The organism is Streptomyces sp. NBC_00461 (assembly GCF_036013935.1).
Classification (GTDB): Bacteria; Actinomycetota; Actinomycetes; order Streptomycetales; family Streptomycetaceae; genus Streptomyces.
Genome location: NZ_CP107902.1, coordinates 4,139,921 through 4,160,259, shown reverse-complemented (window position 1 = coordinate 4,160,259; position 20,339 = coordinate 4,139,921). Strand labels below are relative to the sequence as shown.

Genomic DNA, 20,339 nt, shown 5'->3' with positions numbered 1-20,339 from the left:
GTGCTGTGTGAGTCCCGTGCATGTGCGGTAACGAGCCGGACGCGTCCGCCCGTGTCCCTGCGCACCCGGTCGCCCCTGGGAGGATGGGGAGGTGACTGGAACCCTTGTTTTGGCGGGCACCCCCATCGGCGACACCGCGGACGCGCCGCCCCGGCTGGCGGCGGAGCTGGCCGGCGCCGACGTGGTCGCCGCCGAGGACACCCGGCGGCTGAGGCGTCTGACGCAGGCGCTGGGCGTCACGCCCAAGGGGCGGATCGTGTCGTACTTCGAGGGCAACGAGTCGGCCCGTACGCCCGAACTCGTCGAGGAACTCGTCGGCGGCGCGCGCGTGCTGCTCGTCACGGACGCCGGGATGCCGTCCGTGTCCGACCCCGGGTACCGGCTGGTCGCCGCCGCCGTCGAGAAGGACATCCGGGTCACCGCCGTGCCCGGCCCGTCCGCCGTGCTCACCGCGCTCGCGCTGTCCGGGCTGCCCGTCGACCGGTTCTGCTTCGAGGGGTTCCTGCCGCGCAAGGCGGGGGAGCGGCTGACGCGCCTGGGGGAGGTCGCCGAGGAGCGCCGGACCCTCGTCTACTTCGAGGCCCCGCACCGTCTCGACGACACCCTCGCCGCCATGGCCGAGGTGTTCGGGGCCGAGCGGCGGGCCGCCGTGTGCCGGGAGCTGACCAAGACGTACGAGGAGGTCAGGCGCGGCGGGCTGGCCGAGCTGGCGGCATGGGCGGCCGAGGGGGTGCGCGGTGAGATCACCGTGGTCGTCGAGGGCGCGCCCGAGAAGGGGCCGGGAGAACTCGACGCCGCCGAGCTGGTGCGGCGGGTCCGGGTGCGCGAGGAGGCGGGGGAGCGGCGCAAGGAGGCGATCGCGGCCGTCGCCGCCGACGCGCGGCTGCCCAAACGAGAGGTCTTCGACGCGGTTGTGGCCGCGAAGAACGCCGCGTCCACGAGTGGTTCGTGAGGACTTCGTGAAGTCCGCCACACCGCCTCTGAGCAGGGCGCATCTCTCCTGAGCGGGCGCCCCACGAGCAGGCAAAAGACTGTCTCGCTAAGCAAAGCCCACAGGGCTCGCGGGGGCCGGTACGGCAAGGAAAGTCCAAATCGACTCCAACAGTCGACAGCCTTGATGCATTCGCTCCGGCGGAAGCGTCCACTGGTCGAAGGGACGCACCCGTCCCTTTGTCCAGCGGACAAGAGGAGCTGGCATGAGTGAGATCGCAGGGCAGTCCGGCCTCCGCGGTGCGGCGACCGCAGTCGTGCACGAGTCGTATTCCTTCGCCTGCATGCGCTGTGGGCACGGCTGGGAGCAGTCGTACGAGATAGAGCACCACAAGGACGTCGAGGGCCACCAGTTCGTGATGTACGTGGCCGACGGCCAGGTCGTGCCCTCACCGCTGTCCAAGCCGACGTGCCACAACTGCGACAGCCATGTCGTACGGATCATGCGGCCGGGGCAGGTCTCGTCCGTGCGCGACGCCGTGCACCCGCAGCAGCGCCGGACGCCCCAGGCCGAGGCGTCGGAGCAGACGTCCGACGGGGCCGGGCAGCGGGACCACCACTGGCATCTGTCCGATCTCCTGCACCCCTTCCGCAAGGCGAGCTGACAGCTCCGGCAGCGGGGCGGGCATGCCCCTTTCGTAGGATCGGGGCATGCCTTCGAACACCTCCGGCCCCGGCGAGAAGACCGGCGAGAAGACCGCACCCCCGCTCCCGGAACCCCTCCGGGTGGCCGTCGCCGACTCCCACACCCACCTCGACATGCAGTCCGGCACGGTCGAGGAGGGCCTCGCGAAGGCCGCTTCGGTGGGTGTGACGACGGTCGTGCAGGTCGGCTGCGACGTCAGGGGCTCGCAGTGGGCCGCCGAGACGGCGGGACTGTACGACGCCGTCCACGCGACCGTCGCCCTCCACCCCAACGAGGCGCCGCGCATCGTCCACGGAGACCCCGACGGCTGGTCCCGGCAGGGCGCGCGGGAACCGGGCGGCACGGCGGCGCTCGACGAGGCGCTCGCCGAGATCGAGCGCCTGGCCGCACTCCCTCAGGTCAAGGGCGTCGGCGAGACCGGCCTCGACCATTTCCGCACCGGCCCCGAGGGCGTGGCCGCCCAGGAGGCCTCCTTCCGGGCCCACATCGAGATCGCCAAGCGGCAGGGCAAGGCCCTCGTCATCCACGACCGCGACGCCCACGCGGACGTGCTGCGCATCCTCAAGGAGGAGGGTGCCCCCGAGCGGACGGTGTTCCACTGCTACTCCGGCGACGCCGAGATGGCCCAACTGTGCGCCCGCGCCGGATACTTCATGTCCTTCGCCGGCAACATCACCTTCAAGAACGCCCAGAATCTGCGGGACGCGCTCGCCGTGGCACCGCTGGAGCTGGTCCTCGTGGAGACCGACGCGCCGTTCCTGACACCGGCGCCGTACCGCGGACGGCCCAACGCCCCGTATCTCATTCCGGTCACGGTGCGCGCGATGGCGGCCGTGCGGGGCATCGACGAGGACGCGCTGGCGACAGCCCTCGCCGCGAACACCGCGCTGGTCTTCGGCTACTGAGGGTGCCCGGTACATAACCCTCCGGTAACGCGGGGCGGGTTCGACTCGGGCCCCACCGCAACCCTGTGTAGTTGCGCCGCTTTGGAGAGTGACACTCGCTCCGCTAGGTTCTGGTGCCCGATCCGGACCCCTCTGGACCCCTCCGGCCCCTGGAGCGTGTCGGCGTGAGCAACTCGCAGTTCTCGCAGTACTCGAAGGACTCGCAGTACGAGACGTATGAGTCGCCCGGCCCGAATCCGGGCTACCCGCCGCCTGAGTACGGCGGTTTCGACGTGCACAGCGCGCAGACGCTGGCGTACGGGATGCCCGGGGCGAACGGTGACACGTACCGGCCCGCCTACGAGTCGGCCCGGTCTGCCGCGATGTCCGGGTCGGCCGAGACGCCCGGGCCGGTCCTTCCGCGGCAGGCGGGGAGCGCGACGGGCGAGCCGCCACCCGCGCCCGCCAGGGCCGCCAGGCCCGCCGGGCCCGCGGCCCGCGCCGAGGCGACCGAAGGAGGCCGAAGGGCCGCCCGCCGGCGTAGGCCCCGCTACATGGAGCGCTCGGACACCACCGTGCGTCGGCTGCTGCCCCAGGCGCTGGTCGTCGCCTTCCTGGCCGGCGGCACCACCGCGTTCGTCGCCAAGGACAAGGCCGTCGAGCTGACGGTCGACGGCACCCCGCGCACCCTGCACACCTTCGCGGACGACGTGACCGAACTGCTCTCGCAGGAGAGCGTCGAGGTGGGCGCGCACGACGTGGTCGCGCCCGCCCCCGGCACGCCGCTCGCCAGCGGTGACGAGGTCGCCGTGCACTACGGGCGCCCCGTGCGGCTCACCATCGACGGACACCGGCGCGAGGTGTGGACGACCGCGCACACGGTGCAGGAGGCGCTCGAACAACTCGGAGTGCGCGCACAGGGCGCCTACATGTCCGTCTCGCGCTCCCAGCCCATCGGGCGCGCCGGGCTCGCACTCGACGTACGCACCGAGCGCTCCGTGACGATCATGGCCGACGGTCACGCCCGCACCCTCCGCACGAACGCCGCGACGGTGCGCGAGGCCGTCCAGCAAGCCGGCGTCACGATGCAGGGCGAGGACACCACGTCCGTGCCGGCGGACAGCTTCCCGCGCGACGGGCAGACCGTCACCGTGCTGCGGATCAGGGGTTCCAAGGAGGTCCGCGAGGAGGCGATCCCGTTCAAGGTGGAGCGGACGGACGACCCCTTGCTGTTCAAGGGGACGGAGGTCGTGGAGCGGGCCGGACAGCCCGGGCTGCGGCGGGTCACCTACTCCCTGCGCACCGTCAACGGCGTGCAGCAGAAGCCGCGTGCGACCGACTCGGAGGTGGTGCGCGAGCCGCAGTCCGAGATCGTGAAGGTCGGCACCAAACCGCTGCCCACGTCCGTGCACGGCGCCGACGACCTGAACTGGAAGGGCCTGGCGGCCTGTGAGTCGGGCGGACGGTCCCACGCCGTCGATCCTTCGGGGACCTATGGCGGCCTGTACCAGCTGGACTCCCGTACCTGGCACAGTGTCGGCGGCAGTGGGCGGCCGCAGGACGCGCCGGCGGCGGAGCAGACGCTGCGTGCGAAGAAGCTGTACGTGCGCCGGGGGGCGAGCCCCTGGCCGCACTGCGGGGTACGACTGCGCGGGTGAGCGGCGGCCTCGCGCCGCCCCGTACCCTTGTCGCCGTGAGTACCAGCCCCGCCCCCGACGCCCTCCTGGGCCCCGCCGACGTCCGTGAACTCGCGGCAGCCCTCGGCGTGCGGCCCACCAAGCAGCGCGGCCAGAACTTCGTGATCGACGCGAACACCGTGCGGCGCATCGTGCGCACCGCCGACGTCCGGCCGGACGACGTGGTGGTGGAGGTCGGCCCCGGGCTCGGCTCCCTCACGCTCGCGCTGCTGGAGGCCGCCGAGCGCGTCACCGCCGTCGAGATCGACGACGTACTGGCCGGGGCGCTGCCCGCCACCGTCGCGGCCCGGATGCCGGAGCGCGCGGAGCGGTTCGCGCTGGTGCACTCCGACGCGATGCGGGTGACCGAGCTGCCCGGGCCCGCCCCGACCGCGCTGGTCGCGAACCTCCCCTACAACGTCGCCGTGCCGGTCCTCCTGCACATGCTCGAGACCTTCCCGAGCATCGAGCGGACCCTCGTCATGGTTCAGGCGGAGGTCGCCGACCGCCTGGCCGCCGCGCCCGGCTCGCGGGTGTACGGCGTCCCGTCCGTGAAGGCCAACTGGTACGCCGAGGTCAAGCGGGCCGGCGCCATCGGGCGCAAGGTCTTCTGGCCGGCACCGAACGTCGACAGCGGGCTCGTCTCGCTCGTCCGCCGGAGCGAGCCGATCAAGACCACCGCCTCCCGGCGCGAGGTGTTCGCCGTCGTCGACGCGGCGTTCGCCCAGCGGCGCAAGACCCTGCGGGCCGCGCTCGCCGGATGGGCGGGCTCGGCCCCCGCGGCGGAGGCGGCCCTCGTGGCCGCCGGAGTCTCGCCGCAGGCGCGCGGTGAGGCCCTCACCGTCGAGGAGTTCGCGCGCATCGCCGAGCACGGCGGGAGCGCCGAGCACGGCGAGAGCGCAGGGAGCGCCGAGCACGCCGGGAACACCGAGCACGCCGGGAGCGCCGGGAACACCGGGAACTTCGAGCACGTCGAGCACGTCGAGAACAAGGAGCCCGGGCAGAAGTGAGCGTCACCGTCCGTGTTCCCGCCAAGGTCAACGTCCAGCTCGCGGTGGGCGCCGCCCGCCCCGACGGCTTCCACGACCTGGCCAACGTCTTCCTCGCGGTCGGCCTCCACGACGAGGTGACCGTGACGCCCGCCGCGGAACTCCGCGTCACCTGCACGGGCCCCGACGCCGGCCAGGTGCCCCTGGACCGCACGAACCTGGCGGCGCGCGCGGCGCTCGTGCTCGCCGAGCGGCGCGGCATCGAGCCGGCCGTGCACATCCACATCGCCAAGGACATCCCGGTCGCCGGCGGTATGGCGGGCGGCAGCGCGGACGGCGCGGGCGCCCTGCTGGCCTGCGACACGCTGTGGGGGACGGGTGCCTCCCGGGCCGAACTGCTCGCCATCTGCGCGGAGTTGGGCAGCGACGTGCCGTTCAGTCTGGTGGGCGGGGCCGCGCTCGGCACCGGCCGCGGGGAGAAGCTGCGCACGCTGGAGGTCGGCGGAACCTTCCACTGGGTCTTCGCGATGGCCGACCGCGGACTGTCCACCCCGGCCGTCTTCCGCGAGTTCGACCGGCTGGGGGAGGGGCTCGACATCCCCGAGCCCGTCGCCTCCGAGGAGCTTCTGGACGCGCTCGCGAAGGGCGACCCGGACGCGCTCGCCGCGGCCGTGTCCAACGATCTGCAGCCCGCCGCCGTCTCGCTCTTCCCGGAGCTCGCCGACACCCTCGCGGCCGGCCGCACCGCCGGCGCGCTCACCGCGCTGGTCTCGGGCTCGGGCCCGACCACGGCATTCCTCGCCCGGGACACCGAGTCGGCGGCCAAGGTCGCGGACGCGCTGAAGACCTCGGGCACGTGCCGCACGGTGCGCACCGCATCGGCGCCCGTGCCGGGCGCGACGGTGCTGAGCGGCCGGCGGTCCTGAGCGGCTGACGGGGGCCGGCGCCGGGACCCGTGAAAGGCAAGGCGCCCCGCCGACTACCCTGGAAGGTCGATCGACCCCCTGGGCAGGAGAGTAATGGCCGTCAATCTGGTCAATGTCGAGAACGTCAGCAAGGTGTACGGCACTCGTGCCCTCCTCGACGGCGTCTCCCTCGGCGTCTCGGAGGGCGACCGGATCGGGGTCGTGGGACGCAACGGAGACGGCAAGACGACCCTCATCCGCATGCTGGCCAAGCTGGAGGAGGCCGACACGGGGCGGGTCACCCACTCCGGCGGGCTCCGCCTCGGCGTGCTCACGCAGCACGACTCCCTCGACCCGAACGCCACCGTCCGGCACGAGGTCATCAGGGACATGGAAGACCACGAGTGGGCCGGGAACGCGAAGGTGCGCGACGTGCTCACCGGGTTGTTCGGAGGGCTCGACCTGCCCGGCTTCCCGCAGGGACTCGACACCGTCATCGCGCCCCTCTCCGGCGGTGAGCGTCGGCGTATCGCGCTCGCCAAGCTGCTCATCGAGGAACAGGACCTGATCGTCCTCGACGAGCCCACCAACCACCTCGACGTCGAGGGCATCTCCTGGCTCGCCCGGCATCTGCGGGAGCGGCGGTCCGCGCTCGTGTGCGTGACCCACGACCGGTGGTTCCTCGACCAGGTGTGCACGCGGATGTGGGACGTGCAGAAGGGCGACGTCTACGAGTACGAGGGCGGCTACTCCGACTACGTCTTCGCGCGGGCCGAGCGTGAGCGCATCGCCGCCACCGAAGAGGTCAAGCGGCAGAACCTGGTCCGCAAGGAGCTGGCCTGGCTGCGCCGCGGCGCCCCCGCCCGTACGTCCAAGCCGCGCTTCCGCGTCGAGGCCGCCAACGAGCTGATCGCGGACGTACCGCCGCCGCGCGACAGCAGCGAGCTGATGAAGTTCGCCTCCACCCGGCTCGGAAAGACCGTCTTCGACCTGGAAGACGTCACCGTGCAGGCCGGTCCCAAGGTGCTGCTCAAGCACGTCACCTGGCAGCTCGGGCCCGGCGACCGCATCGGCCTGGTCGGTGTCAACGGCGCCGGCAAGACCTCCCTCCTGCGCGCCATGGCCGAGGCCGCCCGCAGCGAGGGCGAGACGCAGCCCGCCGCCGGGCGGGTCGCCGTCGGCAGGACCGTCAAGCTCGCGTACCTCTCCCAGGAGGTCGCCGAGCTCGACCCGAACCTGCGGGTCCTGGAGGCGGTGGCGCAGGTACGCGAGCGCGTCGACCTCGGCAAGGGGCGGGAGATGACCGCCGGGCAGCTGTGCGAGACGTTCGGGTTCAACAAGGAGAAGCAGTGGGCGCCGGTCGGCGACCTGTCCGGCGGTGAGCGGCGGCGGCTGCAACTGCTGCGGCTGCTCATGGACGAGCCCAACGTCCTCTTCCTCGACGAGCCCACCAACGACCTCGACATCGAGACCCTGACCCAGCTGGAGGACGTCCTCGACAGCTGGCCCGGCTCGATGATCGTCATCTCCCACGACCGGTTCTTCGTCGAACGCACCACCGACCGGGTCTTCGCCCTGCTCGGCGACGCCACCCTGCGGATGCTGCCGCGCGGCATCGACGAGTACCTGGAGCGGCGCCGGCGGATGGAGGAGGCGGTCGCCGCCTCGTCGCCGGTCGTGGAGAAGGCCGTACCCGAGAAGAGCGCGGCCGGCCAGCGCGCCGCCAAGAAGGAACTCCAGAAGATCGAGCGGCAGCTCGACAAGGTCTCCGAGCAGGAGGCGAAGCTGCACGCCCAAATCGCCGAGAACGCCACGGACTTCGCAAAGGTGGCCCAACTCGACGCCGAGCTGAGGGACTTGACGGGCCGGCGGGAGGAGCTGGAGCTGCAGTGGCTGGAACTCGCCGAGGACGCGTGAAGGGTGCGTGAAGGCGCATAACGGCGGCATCACGGGCCGGTTCTCCCTTGGGAACAGGGGATGAACCGGCCCGGTGCGCTGTCGGCCCCGGGTGATAGAAAGAGCCGTCTGAGAACTTTCTGAGTACGACTCTGGGTCCATCACGTACCTCAGGGCGTGGCTAAAAATCAGTGAACGAGGGGGAGACGCGCTGATGACTCAGCCGCCCAACCAACCGCCGCAGCCCGGTGGTTTCGGAGCGCCGCACAACCAGCCGCAGCCCGGTTTCGGAGTTCCGCAGACCCCGCCGCCGCCCCAGGGCCCGCCGCAGACGCCGCCGCCCCCACAGGCCCCGCCGTCCGGCGCCCCGCAGCCCGGCTACGGCTACCCCCAGGCACCGCAGGCCCCCCAGCAGCCAGGCCCGTACGGCCAGCAGCCCGGCCCCTACGGTCAGCCGGCGGCCCCCTACGGCCAGCCCGGCCCGTACGGACAGCCCCAGCAGCCCGGCCCGTACGGCCAGCAGCCCGGTTACGGCTACCCGCAGGCGCAGTACCCCGGCGCGCCCGGCACCCCGCCGCCCGGCCCCGGCTCCAAGAACCCCTTCAAGGGCAGGCCCGTGCTCGTCGTCGCGGCGGTGGTCGCCGCGCTGGCCGTCATCGGCGGCACCGTCTTCGCCGCGACCAGCGGGGGCGGCGACGACAAGAAGAAGCCGGTCGCCGAGAAGAGCGACGACTCCAAGGCCTCCCCGTCCGACGCCCCGGTGAACCCCGGTGACGGCAGCGGCGACGGCGGCTCGGACTCCGAGAACCTCAACGAGGGTCGCCAGGCGGGCGAGTCGAAGGTCCTCTGGTACAAGGAGGCGCCGGACGCGCCCGGTTCAGGCGCCGACGCCCCCGGCATGTGGATCACCGACAAGGCGGCGGTGAAGGCGGCGTACAAGCAGGTCTTTGCCTACAACGTGGGCGACGGCAAACCCACTTGGGCCCCGATCACCTTCCCGCAGAAGATCTGCGCGGTCAGCCACCAGCAGTCGGCCGACGGCAAGGTCGTGGTGGCCTACGAGAGCGGCACCAGCGACCGCGCCCGGTGCAACCAGCTCCAGCAGATCGACCTGAACACCGGCGAGAAGGGCTGGAAGACCCAGCTCACCGACGGCGCGCTGTTCGACAGCACCATCACCGTCTCCCTGTCCATCACCGGCAAGACGCTGATGGTGGGCCGCTCGCAGTCCGGAGTGGCGTACAACGTCGACTCGGGCAAGAAGCTCTTCGACAAGAAGAAGTACGGCGACTCGTGCTTCCCGACCGCGTTCGCGGGCGGCAGCAGGCTGCTGTCCGTCGCCTCCTGCGACGCCACCGGATCGAACGAGCACGACGAGATGCAGCAGCTCGACCCGGCCACCGGCAAGGTCAAGTGGACGCAGAAGTTCGACAAGGGCTGGACGGTCGCGCGCACGTACTCCGTCGACCCGCTGGTCGTCTACAGCACGAACGAGGACAAGAAGGCGTGGAACATCTCCACGTTCAACGCCAACGGCACCTTCCGCTCGCAGGTGAGTTTCGACGAGAACTTCGGCCCCCAGTGCGGCTGGGCGATCCTCTCGCGTGACCTTCAGGGCTGCCAGGGCGTGGCCTCCGACTCCAGCACCCTCTACCTGCCGACCGACGCCACGACCGGCGCCAACGAGATCGTCGCGATCAACCTCGCGAACGGCAAGGAGAAGTGGCGCGTCAAGTCCCCCGCGGACGAGTCGATGCTGCCGATCAGGGTCGAGGGCGGAAAGCTCATCGCGTATGTCGAGCCGTCGTACGACGCGGGCGGCCAGGTCGTGTCGATCGCGACCGGCGGATCGGGCCACAAGCCGGTGAAGCTGCTGCAGAACCCGGCAGGCGCCGCGGAGATCGAGAACGGCTTCTTCTCCAAGGACTTCGACTGGGTCGACGGGCGCTTCTACCTCTCGACCACCCGGCTGACCGGCAATGACGAAGCGAAGGAGAAGTTGATGCTCGCCTACGGCAAGTGACTCTTCCCTCTCTTCCTTCGTTCAAGCAGTCCCCGCCGCCCGGCCGCCACGCTTCGAGGTAACGCACACGATGACCCAGCCACCGCCCCCGCCGCCCCACCAGCCCCCGCAGCAGGGCGGTTTCGGCCCGCCCCAGGACCAGCCGCCGCAGCAGCCCGGCTTCGGCGCCCCGCAGCAGCCGGGCTACGGCTACCCGCAGGCGCCCCAGCCGCCCCAGTCTCCGCAGACACCCCCTCCGCCGCCTCCGCAGCAGCCCGGCTACGGCTATCCCCAGGCGCCGCAGCAGCCGCAGCAGCCGCAGCCGCCGCAGACGCCCCCGGGCTACGGCTACCCCGGCCAGCAGCCGAACCCGTACGGGCAGACCCCGAACCCCTATGGCCAGCAGCCCGGTTACGGCTACCCGCAACCGACCATGCCGCTGCAGCCGCAGGCCGGGCAGCCCGCCGGCGGGCGGGGGCTCAGCACGCAGACGACCATCATCGTCGCGGCGGTCGTCGCGATCGCGCTGATCGTCGGCGGCGGCATCTGGTACGCCTCGTCAGGCAAGGGCGACGACAAGAAGCACGACACCGCGAGTTCGAGCGGCGGCACCGGCGGCAAGGACGGCAAGGGCGACACCGGCGGGTCGTCGACCAAGGGCGACGAGAAGGTGCCCGCGAACCCCGGCTCCCATGTCCTGTTCCAGGTCCCGGAGCCCAAGGTGGACGACAGCACCGTCGTGGCGGGTTCGTGGCTCACCGACAAGGCCTACGTCAAGGCCGGCGTCGCCGAGATCAACGGCTACGACCCCGAAAAGGGCAGCAAGCTCTGGACGATCGCGCTGCCCGGCCCGGTGTGCGAGGCCAGTTCGCACACCACCGCGGACAACAAGACGGCCATCGTCTTCCAGCCGAAGATGCCGGCGAAGAACAGCTCGGCGGGCTGCAGCCAGGTCGCGGCGATCGACCTGGACGCGGGCAAGAAGCTGTGGACGAAGACGGTCAACTCCGGTGACCGGCCGATCAGTCTGGACAACGTCACGGTCAGCGCGAACACCGTCGCCGCGGGCAGCAGCAGCGGCGGCGCCGCCTGGGACGTCACCTCCGGCAAGTCCCTGTGGGCGCCCAAGCCCACGGACACCTGCTACGACGCCGGTTACGGCGGCGGCGAGAAGCTGGTCGCGGTGCGCAAGTGCGGCTCGTACGAGCAGCGCCAGCTGCACATCCAGACCATCGACCCCAAGTCCGGGAAGGTGATCTCGGAGTACAAGATGACCTCGGGCATCGAGTACGCCTCCGTGGTGTCGACGAACCCGCTGGTGGTGGCCGCCGACGTCGGCGACAGCGCGGGCGACGGCAGCGGCATCTCGGACTTCTTCTCCATCGACAACAAGACCGGCAAGCTGATCAACCGGATCTCGGCGCCGGGCGACCAGTTCGCGGCCAAGTGCGACGGCATCACGAGGGTCGAGGCGTGCACCGGCATCGCCGTCGGCAACGGGCGGCTGTACATCCCGACCGAGGAGCACGACGGCACCGGGGAGTACAGCCAGACCAACGAGATCGTCGCGTTCGACCTGGCCACCGGCAAGCAGACCGGCCAGCGCGCGGACGCGGGCGACGGCTTCACGATCACCCCGCTGCGCATGGACGGCGCCAACGTGATCGCGTACAAGCGCCCGCCATACGACAAGGGCGGCCAGGTCGTCAGCATCGACGGCGGCTCCTTCAAGGAGACGAAGCTGCTGGAGAACCCGGCGACGGAGTCGGTGCGCGACGTGGAGACGAGCATGTCCCCGGAGTACTCCGAGATCATCTATGCGCAGGGGCACCTGTACATGTCCGGGGTCTACGCCGACAAGCCGTCGAGTACCGGTGACAAGGAGTATCTGGCGATCGGGTTCGGCGCCGGCGGCTGAGCCCGCGCGACAGCCGTGCCACGGCCCCGTCCCTGCTCAGGGGCGGGGCCGTGCGCGTACCGGCCGTCACCTTCGCATGTCAGAAATTCCGTCGATCCGGGGCACTTCTCACCGGTAGGGGGAGCGCATCGTCGAACAAGCGTGTAGCTTCCGGGGGCATGAAGAGCGGGGGAGCCGGGGGGGCTTCTGTCCGCGCGGACCAGTGGGCATCCATAGTGGGGCATCCATGGACATCCATTGGGGGACTGGGGGGTTGCTTCGATGGGAGTGCGGCTCATGGTGGTCGACGACCACCGACTGCTCGCCGAGGCGCTGGCCTCGGCGTTGAAGCTGCGCGGGCACCGGGTGCTCGCCGCGGCGGCGCCGGCCGCGGGCGCGGCGGAGCTGGTGATCACCCGTGCGCCGGAGGTGTGTCTGCTGGGGACGGCGACACCGGCGGAGCCGGGCATCTTCGATCCGGTGGTGAGGATCAAACGGGAGCGTCCGCAGGTCGCTGTCGTGGTCCTGGGCCCGGTGCCGAACCCACGCGGCATAGCCGCCGCCTTCGCCGCGGGCGCCTCGGGCTACGTACGCCATGACGAGCGCATAGAGGGTGTCGAGCGCGCGATCATGAAGGCAAGGGCGGGTGAGGCGGCGGTGGCCCCGCAGCTTCTGCAAGGAGCCTTCAGCGAACTCCTCAACCCCGCCGCCCAGCCGGACGACGAGGGCCAGCGTCTGCTGCAGATGCTCACCCCGAGGGAGGTCGAGGTCCTGGTCCGGGTCGCCGACGGCGAGGACACCCGCCTGATCGCGGCCGGCATGGGCATCGCCCCGTCCACCGCCCGCACCCACGTCCAGCGTGTCCTGATGAAACTCGGCGTCGGCTCCCGCCTGGAGGCAGCGGCCCTGGCGGCCCGTACCGGCCTGCTGGACAGAGCGGGCCCGCTGACGCACCCGGCAACGCCGGTGACGCATGCGGAAGCGGGACCGGAGGCCCTGTGACCTCTGGGGGAGGCGTGGTGGTCCCGGCGGGGTGGAGACGGGGCGGGGCCGGAGGCCCTGGGCTCTCCGGCCGGTGGCCGTCACTCCGGGTGTGAGGCCGGAGCGTCGTCCCCCTGTCCCGGGGAGTCCCCCTGTCCCGGTGCGACCGCCGGAGTCGGCGGAGGGGTCGGGCGCAGCTTCAGCCAGGCCAGGAAGAAGATGCCGAGGAGCAGCATGGCGATGCCGGTCCACAGGTTGATGTTGATGCCCTGGGCCTTGTCGATCGCGGCCTGGTCGTCGGTGATGCCGGCGATCGTGACGATGATGCCGTAGAGGACGAACACGCCGCCGATGATGCGGCGCAGGTCGAAGATGCGGGCCGCGGTCGCGGACTTCTCCTGCAGCTCGGTGACCTCGCGCTGGACGTCCTTGTCGGAGTATCCGGAGTATCCGGAGGGTCCGGACTGATCAGTCATGGTTTTCCAACTCCCCAGTCAGGATGCCATCAGAACGAGAACGGGATGTAGCAGGCGGCGGCGATGATCACGGCGCCCCAGCCCAGCAGGGCCGGCTTCCGGTACCAGGCGTCGTCGCCGGCGGCGGGCGGTTCCTCCATGCCGGGGGAGGTGGTGCCGTAGACCAGGCCCTCCAGCTCCTCGGCCGGCTTCGGCTCGGTGAACAGCGACACGACGACCATCACCACCCCGCCGGCGACGAAGCCGACGATCGCGGAGACGAAGTTGGCGCCCTGGTCGGTGGGGATGGAGATGATGCCCTGCTTGTAGATCCAGAAGTAGTTCACCATCGCCGACACCGTGCCCGCGAGCAGGCCCCAGAAGCCGGACTTCACGGACGCGCGCTTCCAGAACATGCCGACGATGAAGACGACGAACATCGGCACGTTGAAGAAGGAGAACAGCGTCTGGAGGTAGCTCATGATGTTCGAGAACGACGATGCCAGGAAGGCCGTGCCGACCGAGGCGCAGACGCCGACGACCGTGATCAGGCGACCGAAGCGGACGTAGTACGCGTCCTCGCGGCCCTTGACGATGTACCGGCCCCAGATGTCGTTGGTGAACACCGTGTTGAAGGACGACACGTTGGCCGCCATGCCCGCCATGAACGCGGCCAGCAGACCGGTCACCGCGATGCCGAGAACGCCGTTGGGCAGCAGTTCCTGCATCAGGTAGGGGATGGCGTCGTTGTACTGGTAACCGGACTTGGCGGTACCGAAGTTCGGTACGAGCGCGGCGGCGACCAGGCCCGGGATCATCACCAGGAAGACGATGAAGATCTTCGGGTAGGCGGCGATCAGCGGGGTGCGCCGGCCGGCGGAGAGGTTCTTCGCGGACAGGGCGCGCTGCACCTCGGCGAAGTTGGTCGTCCAGTAGCCGAAGGACAGCACGAAGCCGAGGCCCAGGACGATGGTCAGCCAGTTGGCGCCGAGCGGGTTGGGGCTGCCGATACCGGTGCCGCCCCAGGCGGTGGTGAAGTTCGCGCCGTGGGTCGCGGTGAGCTTGTCGGTCAGGCCGCCCCAGCCGCCGACCTTCTTCAGGCCCAGCACGACGATCGGGATGAGGGCCGCGAGGATCACGAAGAACTGCAGCACCTCGTTGTAGATCGCGGACGACAGACCGCCGAGGGTGATGTACGCCAGCACGAAGGCGCCGGCCACCACGATCGCCACCCACTGCGGCCAGCCCAGCAGCGCCTCCACGACGATCGCGAGGGCGTACAGGTTCACACCGGCGATGAGGATGGCGGCGAACGCGAACAGGATCGAGCTGAGCAGGTGTGCCCACTTGTCGAAGCGCAGCAGCAGCATCTCGGGGACCGAGCGCACCTTGCTGCCGTAGTAGAAGGGCATCATCACCAGGCCGAGGAAGACCATGGCGGGGATGGCGCCGATCCAGTACCAGTGCACGGTGTACGCCCCGTACTGCGCGCTGTTCGCGGCCATGCCGAGGATCTCGGTGGCGGCCAGGTTGGCCGAGATGAACGCGAGACCGGTGATCCAGGCGGGCAGGGAGCGCCCGGAGAGAAAGAAGTCGAGGCTGGTCTTCACCGACGCGCGGGCGGCGAAACCGATGCCGAGGACGACGGCGAAGTAGATGCCGAGGATCGTGTAGTCGAGCCAGTTCGTGGGGAGTCGTAGCTCGGCGGCCAGCTGCATGGCCGTATATGTGGGGGTTTGCATAAGAACTCGCTTCGTCGCGTGAACTGATCCAGAGCGGAACCTACGCCTGCGCGTTCAGTAATTGAACACTTCTGCTGATGGGCTTTGTTTGATTGTGATGTTGACGGATGTGGGAGGTCATGTTCCAATGTGTTCGGTTATGTTTGATGAGTGAGTAGCTGGCAGTGGTGGCTCGGATAGGGAGTCCGCAGTGAAGAAGACCTCGACCCGTTTGGCCGACGGTCGCGAGTTGATCTACTACGACCTGCGTGACGATCACGTGCGGGACGCGGTGGACAAGCGCCCGCTGGAGCGGACCGTCACCACCTCCGAGACCCGCCGCGACCCGCTGCTCGGCGACTCGGTCGCCATCGCCTCGCACCGCCAGGGCCGCACCTACCACCCGCCGGCCGACGAGTGCCCCCTGTGCCCCTCCCAGGGTGACCGCCTGAGCGAGATCCCGGACTCGTCGTACGACGTCGCCGTCTTCGAGAACCGGTTCCCCTCCCTGGCCGGCGACTCGGGCCGCTGCGAGGTCGTCTGCTTCACCTCCGACCACAACGCGTCCTTCGCCGACCTGACCGAGGAGCAGGTGGCCCTGGTCCTGGAGGCGTGGACGGACCGGACGTCCGAGCTGTCGCATCTCCCCTCCGTGGAGCAGGTGTTCTGCTTCGAGAACCGGGGCGCGGAGATCGGAGTGACGCTCGGACATCCGCACGGCCAGATCTACGCGTACCCCTTCACGACCCCCCGCACCGCACTGATGTTGCGTTCGCTCGCAACTCACAAGGAGGCGACGGGCGGTGAGAACCTCTTCGACGCCGTCCTGGAGAGCGAACTCGCCGGGGAGCGGGTCGTCCTGGAGGGTGAACACTGGGTGGCGTTCGTGCCGTACGCCGCGCACTGGCCGTACGAGGTCCACCTGTACCCGAAGCGCCGCGTGCCCGATCTGCTCGGTCTCGACGAGGGGGCGCGCACAGAGTTCCCCAAGGTCTATCTGGAACTCTTGAGGCGCTTCGACCGGATCTTCGACGGGCCGGGTGGAGGGAAAGAGGGCGCGAGCCAGTCCCTCACGCCGTACATCTCGGCCTGGCATCAGGCCCCGTTCGGCGCGCTGGAGGACTTCGAGGGCGTCAACCGCGACGACTTCGCGCTCCACCTCGAGCTTTTCACCATCCGCCGAACCTCCGGCAAGCTGAAGTTCCTCGCGGGTTCCGAGTCCGGCATGAGCGTGTTCATCAACGACGTGCCGCCGGAGCGCGCGGCCGAGCGACTGCGAGAGGTAGCGAGTTGATGAGCGGTAAGTACCTGGTCACGGGCGGCGCGGGTTACGTCGGCAGTGTGGTCGCCCAGCATCTGCTGGAGGCGGGCCACGAGGTCGTCGTGCTCGACAACCTCTCCACAGGATTCCGGGAGGGCGTCCCGGCCGGTGCGACCTTCGTCGAGGGCGACATCCGCGACGCCGCCAAATGGCTGGACTCCTCCTTCGACGCGGTCCTGCACTTCGCCGCGTTCTCGCAGGTCGGCGAGTCGGTCGTGAAGCCCGAGAAGTACTGGGACAACAACGTCGCCGGCACCATGGCACTGCTCGGCGCGATGCGCGAGGCGGGCGTCGGCAAGCTGGTCTTCTCCTCCACGGCGGCCACGTACGGCGAGCCGAAGGAGGTCCCGATCGTCGAGTCGGCGCCCACCTCGCCGACCAACCCGTACGGCGCCTCGAAGCTCGCCGTCGACCACATGATCACCGGCGAGGCGGCGGCCCACGGCCTGGGCGCGGTCTCGCTGCGTTACTTCAACGTGGCGGGCGCGTACGGCAAGCAGGGCGAGCGCCACGACCCCGAGTCGCACCTGATCCCGCTGGTGCTGCAGGTCGCGCAGGGCAGGCGGGACGCGATCTCCGTCTTCGGCGACGACTACCCGACGCCGGACGGCACCTGCGTGCGCGACTACATCCATGTCGCGGACCTCGCCGACGCCCACCTGCTCGCGCTGAAGGCCGCCACCCCCGGCGAGCACCTCATCTGCAACCTGGGCAACGGCGAGGGCTTCTCGGTCCGCCAGGTCATCGAGACGGTCCGGCAGGTCACCGGCCACCCGATCCCGGAGGTCGTGGCCCCGCGCCGGGGCGGCGACCCGGCGGTCCTGGTGGCGTCGGCCGCCACGGCCCGCGAGAAACTGGGCTGGAACCCGTCCCGCGCGGACCTCGCGGGGATCGTCGCGGACGCTTGGCAGTTCGCGCAGCACATCGCAAGCACGACCAGGGAGCAGTAGTGGGTGCACAGCAGGTCCGGGAAGGCTTCGCCGCACTGTACGGAGCCGAGCCGGAGGGCGTCTGGTCGGCGCCGGGCCGCGTCAACCTCATCGGTGAGCACACCGACTACAACGACGGCTTCGTGATGCCCTTCGCGCTGCCGCACACCGCCGTCGCGGCCGTCTCACGGCGCGAGGACGGCGTCCTGCGCCTGCACTCGGCGGACGTCGAGGGCGGGGTCGTGGAACTGCGCCTGGACGCCCTGGCCCCGGAGTCGGACCGCGGCTGGACGGCGTACCCGGCGGGCGTCGTCTGGGCCCTGCGCGAGGCCGGCCACGCGGTGACCGGCGCGGACGTCCACCTGTCCTCCACGGTGCCGTCCGGCGCGGGCCTGTCGTCCTCGGCGGCCCTGGAGGTCGTCGTGGCCCTGGCCCTGAACGACCTCTACGCACTCGGCCTGCAGCGCTGGCAGCTGGCCCGCCTGTGCCAACGGGCCGAGAACGTCTACGTGGGTGCGCCCACCGGCATCATGGACCAGACGGCGTCGGCGTGCTGCGAGGAGGGCCACGCGCTCTTCCTGGACACCCGCGACCTCTCCCAGAAGCAGATCCCCTTCGACCTGGCGGCCGAGGGCATGCGGCTGCTGGTCGTCGACACGCAGGTCAAGCACGCCCACAGCGACGGCGAGTACGGCAAGCGGCGCGCGGGCTGCGAGAAGGGCGCGGCGCTGCTGGGCGTCGACGCCCTGCGGGACGTGCCGTACGCCGGACTGGACGCGGCGCTGGCGCGGCTGGGCGACGAGGAGGAGGTCCGCCGTCTGGTCCGCCACATCGTCACCGAGAACCACCGGGTGGAGCAGGTGGTCTCCCTCCTGGAGTCGGGCGAGACGCGGGCGATCGGCCCGGTCCTGGTCGAGGGCCACGCTTCTCTCCGCGACGACTTCCGCATCTCCTGCCCGGAGCTGGACCTGGTCGTCGACACGGCCCTCGCGTCCGGCGCCCTGGGCGCCCGGATGACCGGCGGCGGCTTCGGCGGCTCGGCGATCGTCCTGGCGGAGGCTGCCGACGTGGACACGATCACGAAGGCGGTCGTGGAGGCCTTCGCGGCAGCGGGCTTCACGGCCCCCCGGGTGTTCGAGGCGGTGCCTTCGGCGGGGGCGCGGCGGGTGCGCTGACGATATTGCCGGGTTGCCGGGTTGCCGGTGGACGGCGCCGGGTCGGCACCCGGCGCCGCCGTCCGCGAGGCGCACGGGTGGCACCACAGCGATGCACAGCGATGCGGATCAGGCCGGTCGCGGGCGGCGGGGCCCGTGGACACGCCGCTGAGCGCGGGGCGTGTGTCCGCGCCTTCGAGACGCGTTGCGCAGAGCTTCATGTCCCCGACGGCGCTTCGGGCCCGTCGGCCGGGCGCCAGGTTTCTTCTCCGGTTCGGCGCGCGGGCTCTCGACGGCTTCGACGGCTTCGAGGGCTCCTGCGCCGATGGGCCGGCAGCGGGTGCGGGCCTCGTCCGACACGGACCGCCCGGGCATCAGCGCCGGAGTCCCCCCGGCATCGTTGACCGCTCAAACGCCGTCCCGACGGCCTAGTGTGGAAAACGGAGGCATCTCATGGGCGCGTCGGAGTACGCCAGGCTGACGGCAGCAGTAGCCCGTGGCGCAGCACGTACCGGACTGGCCACGGTGCGGCTGCTCGCCGTCCGCGGGGGCCCTGTCGTCCGCCTCGGCCTCACGCCGGACGACGTGCCCGCACCGCAGGCCCGCATCCCGGCCTGCGCGCAGTACCGGGCCCCCGTCAGCCGATGGGCCGGCTTGTCACCACCGAGGATGTCGCCGGTGCCGTCGCGCACCTCGCGAGCCCGCACTCCGGTTCCACCACAGGTACTGGTCCCGCCGTCGACGGCGGCATGCACGGACTACGGATCCGGCCTCGCGCCTGACCTCCCGCACGAAACGGTTCGCCAGGAGGCCCAGCCGTGAAGACGCGATGGATCCGATACCCCGGCCTCGGCGCCGTCACCGCCCTCGCCGTCACGGCGCTCAGCGCCTGCGGCGGCTCCGGTGCCGACCCGGTGCGCCACACGGACGGCGCCCCGGTGGTGGGCGTCGACTACCCCCGCTCCGACTCCGACTTCTGGAACGCGTACATCAAGTACAACCCGGGGTTCGCCAAGCAGCTAGGCCTGGAGCTGAGGACCACCCGCTCGCAGAACGACGTCGCCCAACTCGCCGCCAACGTACAGACCTTCATCATCCAGGGAGTGAAGGGCGTTGCGATGGCCCCGCAGGACACCGCCGTGATCGCGCCCACCCTCCGGCAGCTGGCCGCGCAGAAGATCCCGGTGGTCACCCTGGACACCCGTCCCGACAGGGGCGCCGTCTACATGGTGGTGCGGGCCGACAACCGCGCGTACGGAGAGAAGGCCTGCCGGTTCCTCGGCGCCAAGCTCGGCGGCAAGGGCAAGGTCGTCATGCTTGAGGGCGACCTTGCCTCGATCAATGGCCGGGACCGCACCGAGGGGTTCAACGCGTGCATGAAGAAGAACTATCCCAAGATCAAGGTCTTCGGGGAGGCGACCAACTGGGACGGGGCGGTCGCGGCGCAGAAGCTGCAGACGGATCTCACCGCCCACCCTGACATCAAGGGCGTCTACATGCAGGCCAGCGTCGCGCTCTCCGGCACCCTGCACGTGCTCAATCAGCAGCGTCTGCTGGTCGGTCCCAAGGACAGGAGGCATGTGTTCGTGGTCTCCAACGACGGCACCCCCAGGGAACTCAAGTACATCGCCGAGGGCAAGATCGACGCCACGGTCTCCCAACCCGCCGACCTCTACGCCAAGTACGCCCTCTCCTACCTGAAGGCGGCGATCGAGGGCAAGACGTTCAAGCCCGGCAGGACGGACCACGACAGCAGGATCGTCCAAGTCCGCCACGGTGTGCTGGAGGACCAGCTGTCCGCACCGCTGGTGACAGCGGACGGCGCGCCCTACGGCCGGGTCCCCAGTCTCAAGAGCGACGACACGTCCCTCTGGGGCAACAACCTCGGCTGAG

The 20,339-nt window shown here is 70.6% G+C and carries 16 protein-coding genes and 1 pseudogene; 15 read left to right on the top strand and 2 right to left on the bottom strand.

Annotated elements, in window-relative coordinates:
• Positions 1-91 precede the first annotated feature (91 nt).
• From rsmI to OG870_RS19375, 10 genes are all read left to right on the top strand, one after another.
• On the top strand, positions 92-952 hold the full coding sequence (rsmI, locus tag OG870_RS19420; protein WP_327691178.1) for a 16S rRNA (cytidine(1402)-2'-O)-methyltransferase: 861 nt from the start codon (positions 92-94) through the stop codon (positions 950-952).
• A 244-nt stretch (positions 953-1,196) separates the two neighbouring features.
• The gene (locus tag OG870_RS19415; protein ID WP_266924654.1) at positions 1,197-1,595 is read left to right on the top strand and encodes a hypothetical protein; all 399 of its coding nucleotides are present in this window, start codon (positions 1,197-1,199) and stop codon (positions 1,593-1,595) included.
• 46 nt (positions 1,596-1,641) lie between these two features.
• The gene (locus OG870_RS19410; protein ID WP_327691177.1) at positions 1,642-2,541 is read left to right on the top strand and encodes a TatD family hydrolase; all 900 of its coding nucleotides are present in this window, start codon (positions 1,642-1,644) and stop codon (positions 2,539-2,541) included.
• Between the two features lie 164 nt (positions 2,542-2,705).
• Positions 2,706-4,178, top strand: a complete 1,473-nt coding sequence (locus OG870_RS19405; RefSeq protein ID WP_405624488.1) for a ubiquitin-like domain-containing protein — start codon at positions 2,706-2,708, stop codon at positions 4,176-4,178.
• 35 nt (positions 4,179-4,213) lie between these two features.
• Positions 4,214-5,206, top strand: coding sequence for a 16S rRNA (adenine(1518)-N(6)/adenine(1519)-N(6))-dimethyltransferase RsmA (gene rsmA, locus OG870_RS19400; RefSeq protein ID WP_266583937.1), 993 nt, complete (start codon positions 4,214-4,216; stop codon positions 5,204-5,206).
• The gene (locus OG870_RS19395) at positions 5,203-6,111 is read left to right on the top strand and encodes a 4-(cytidine 5'-diphospho)-2-C-methyl-D-erythritol kinase (protein WP_266515873.1); all 909 of its coding nucleotides are present in this window, start codon (positions 5,203-5,205) and stop codon (positions 6,109-6,111) included. The genes rsmA and OG870_RS19395 overlap by 4 nt, the downstream gene beginning before the upstream one ends.
• A gap of 93 nt (positions 6,112-6,204) precedes the next feature.
• A complete protein-coding gene (locus tag OG870_RS19390) occupies positions 6,205-8,007 on the top strand; it encodes an ABC-F family ATP-binding cassette domain-containing protein (RefSeq protein ID WP_266583939.1) in 1,803 nt (600 codons plus the stop codon).
• Between the two features lie 193 nt (positions 8,008-8,200).
• Positions 8,201-10,009: an outer membrane protein assembly factor BamB family protein gene (locus tag OG870_RS19385; protein WP_266583941.1), complete on the top strand. Its 1,809-nt coding sequence runs from the start codon at positions 8,201-8,203 to the stop codon at positions 10,007-10,009.
• A 70-nt stretch (positions 10,010-10,079) separates the two neighbouring features.
• Positions 10,080-11,906, top strand: a complete 1,827-nt coding sequence (locus OG870_RS19380; RefSeq protein WP_266583943.1) for an outer membrane protein assembly factor BamB family protein — start codon at positions 10,080-10,082, stop codon at positions 11,904-11,906.
• Between the two features lie 261 nt (positions 11,907-12,167).
• Positions 12,168-12,887, top strand: a complete 720-nt coding sequence (locus tag OG870_RS19375) for a helix-turn-helix transcriptional regulator (RefSeq protein WP_266515862.1) — start codon at positions 12,168-12,170, stop codon at positions 12,885-12,887.
• Between the two features lie 80 nt (positions 12,888-12,967).
• On the opposite strand, the gene OG870_RS19370 is transcribed toward OG870_RS19375, so the two are convergent.
• Positions 12,968-13,342 (bottom strand): hypothetical protein, encoded by a 375-nt coding sequence (locus tag OG870_RS19370; protein ID WP_266583945.1) that lies wholly within the window; start codon positions 13,340-13,342, stop codon positions 12,968-12,970.
• 29 nt (positions 13,343-13,371) lie between these two features.
• Entirely contained in the window at positions 13,372-15,063 is a 1,692-nt protein-coding gene (locus OG870_RS19365; RefSeq protein WP_266583947.1) for a sodium:solute symporter family protein, read from the bottom strand.
• 190 nt (positions 15,064-15,253) lie between these two features.
• On the opposite strand from OG870_RS19365, the gene galT reads away from it, so the two are divergent.
• The 5 genes and pseudogenes from galT to OG870_RS19340 all read left to right on the top strand — a co-directional run bounded on the left by galT (position 15,254) and on the right by OG870_RS19340 (position 20,338).
• Positions 15,254-16,336, top strand: a complete 1,083-nt coding sequence (gene galT / locus OG870_RS19360; RefSeq protein WP_266583949.1) for a galactose-1-phosphate uridylyltransferase — start codon at positions 15,254-15,256, stop codon at positions 16,334-16,336.
• Complete coding sequence (galE, locus tag OG870_RS19355; protein ID WP_266583951.1) at positions 16,336-17,313, top strand: UDP-glucose 4-epimerase GalE; 978 nt, start codon at positions 16,336-16,338, stop codon at positions 17,311-17,313. The genes galT and galE overlap by 1 nt, the downstream gene beginning before the upstream one ends.
• Positions 17,313-18,467, top strand: a complete 1,155-nt coding sequence (gene galK, locus OG870_RS19350) for a galactokinase (protein WP_266515844.1) — start codon at positions 17,313-17,315, stop codon at positions 18,465-18,467. The genes galE and galK overlap by 1 nt, the downstream gene beginning before the upstream one ends.
• Before the next feature lie 605 nt (positions 18,468-19,072).
• Positions 19,073-19,228 (top strand): annotated as a pseudogene (locus OG870_RS19345) (SDR family oxidoreductase); the annotation flags it as partial.
• A gap of 36 nt (positions 19,229-19,264) precedes the next feature.
• Positions 19,265-20,338, top strand: a complete 1,074-nt coding sequence (locus tag OG870_RS19340) for a sugar ABC transporter substrate-binding protein (protein WP_266515841.1) — start codon at positions 19,265-19,267, stop codon at positions 20,336-20,338.
• The last annotated feature ends 1 nt before the right edge of the window (position 20,339 follow it).

Excerpts from the sequence above, each read along its gene's own strand:
- galE (WP_266583951.1), top strand. The coding sequence starts at position 16,336 with ATGAGCGGTAAGTACCTGGTCACGGGCGGCGCGGGTTACGTCGGCAGT.
- OG870_RS19380 (WP_266583943.1), top strand. The coding sequence starts at position 10,080 with ATGACCCAGCCACCGCCCCCGCCGCCCCACCAGCCCCCGCAGCAGGGC.
- OG870_RS19370 (WP_266583945.1), bottom strand. The coding sequence starts at position 13,342 with ATGACTGATCAGTCCGGACCCTCCGGATACTCCGGATACTCCGACAAG.
- OG870_RS19390 (WP_266583939.1), top strand. The coding sequence starts at position 6,205 with ATGGCCGTCAATCTGGTCAATGTCGAGAACGTCAGCAAGGTGTACGGC.
- OG870_RS19410 (WP_327691177.1), top strand. The coding sequence starts at position 1,642 with ATGCCTTCGAACACCTCCGGCCCCGGCGAGAAGACCGGCGAGAAGACC.
- OG870_RS19415 (WP_266924654.1), top strand. The coding sequence starts at position 1,197 with ATGAGTGAGATCGCAGGGCAGTCCGGCCTCCGCGGTGCGGCGACCGCA.
- OG870_RS19385 (WP_266583941.1), top strand. The coding sequence starts at position 8,201 with ATGACTCAGCCGCCCAACCAACCGCCGCAGCCCGGTGGTTTCGGAGCG.
- OG870_RS19365 (WP_266583947.1), bottom strand. The coding sequence starts at position 15,063 with ATGCAAACCCCCACATATACGGCCATGCAGCTGGCCGCCGAGCTACGA.
- OG870_RS19375 (WP_266515862.1), top strand. The coding sequence starts at position 12,168 with ATGGGAGTGCGGCTCATGGTGGTCGACGACCACCGACTGCTCGCCGAG.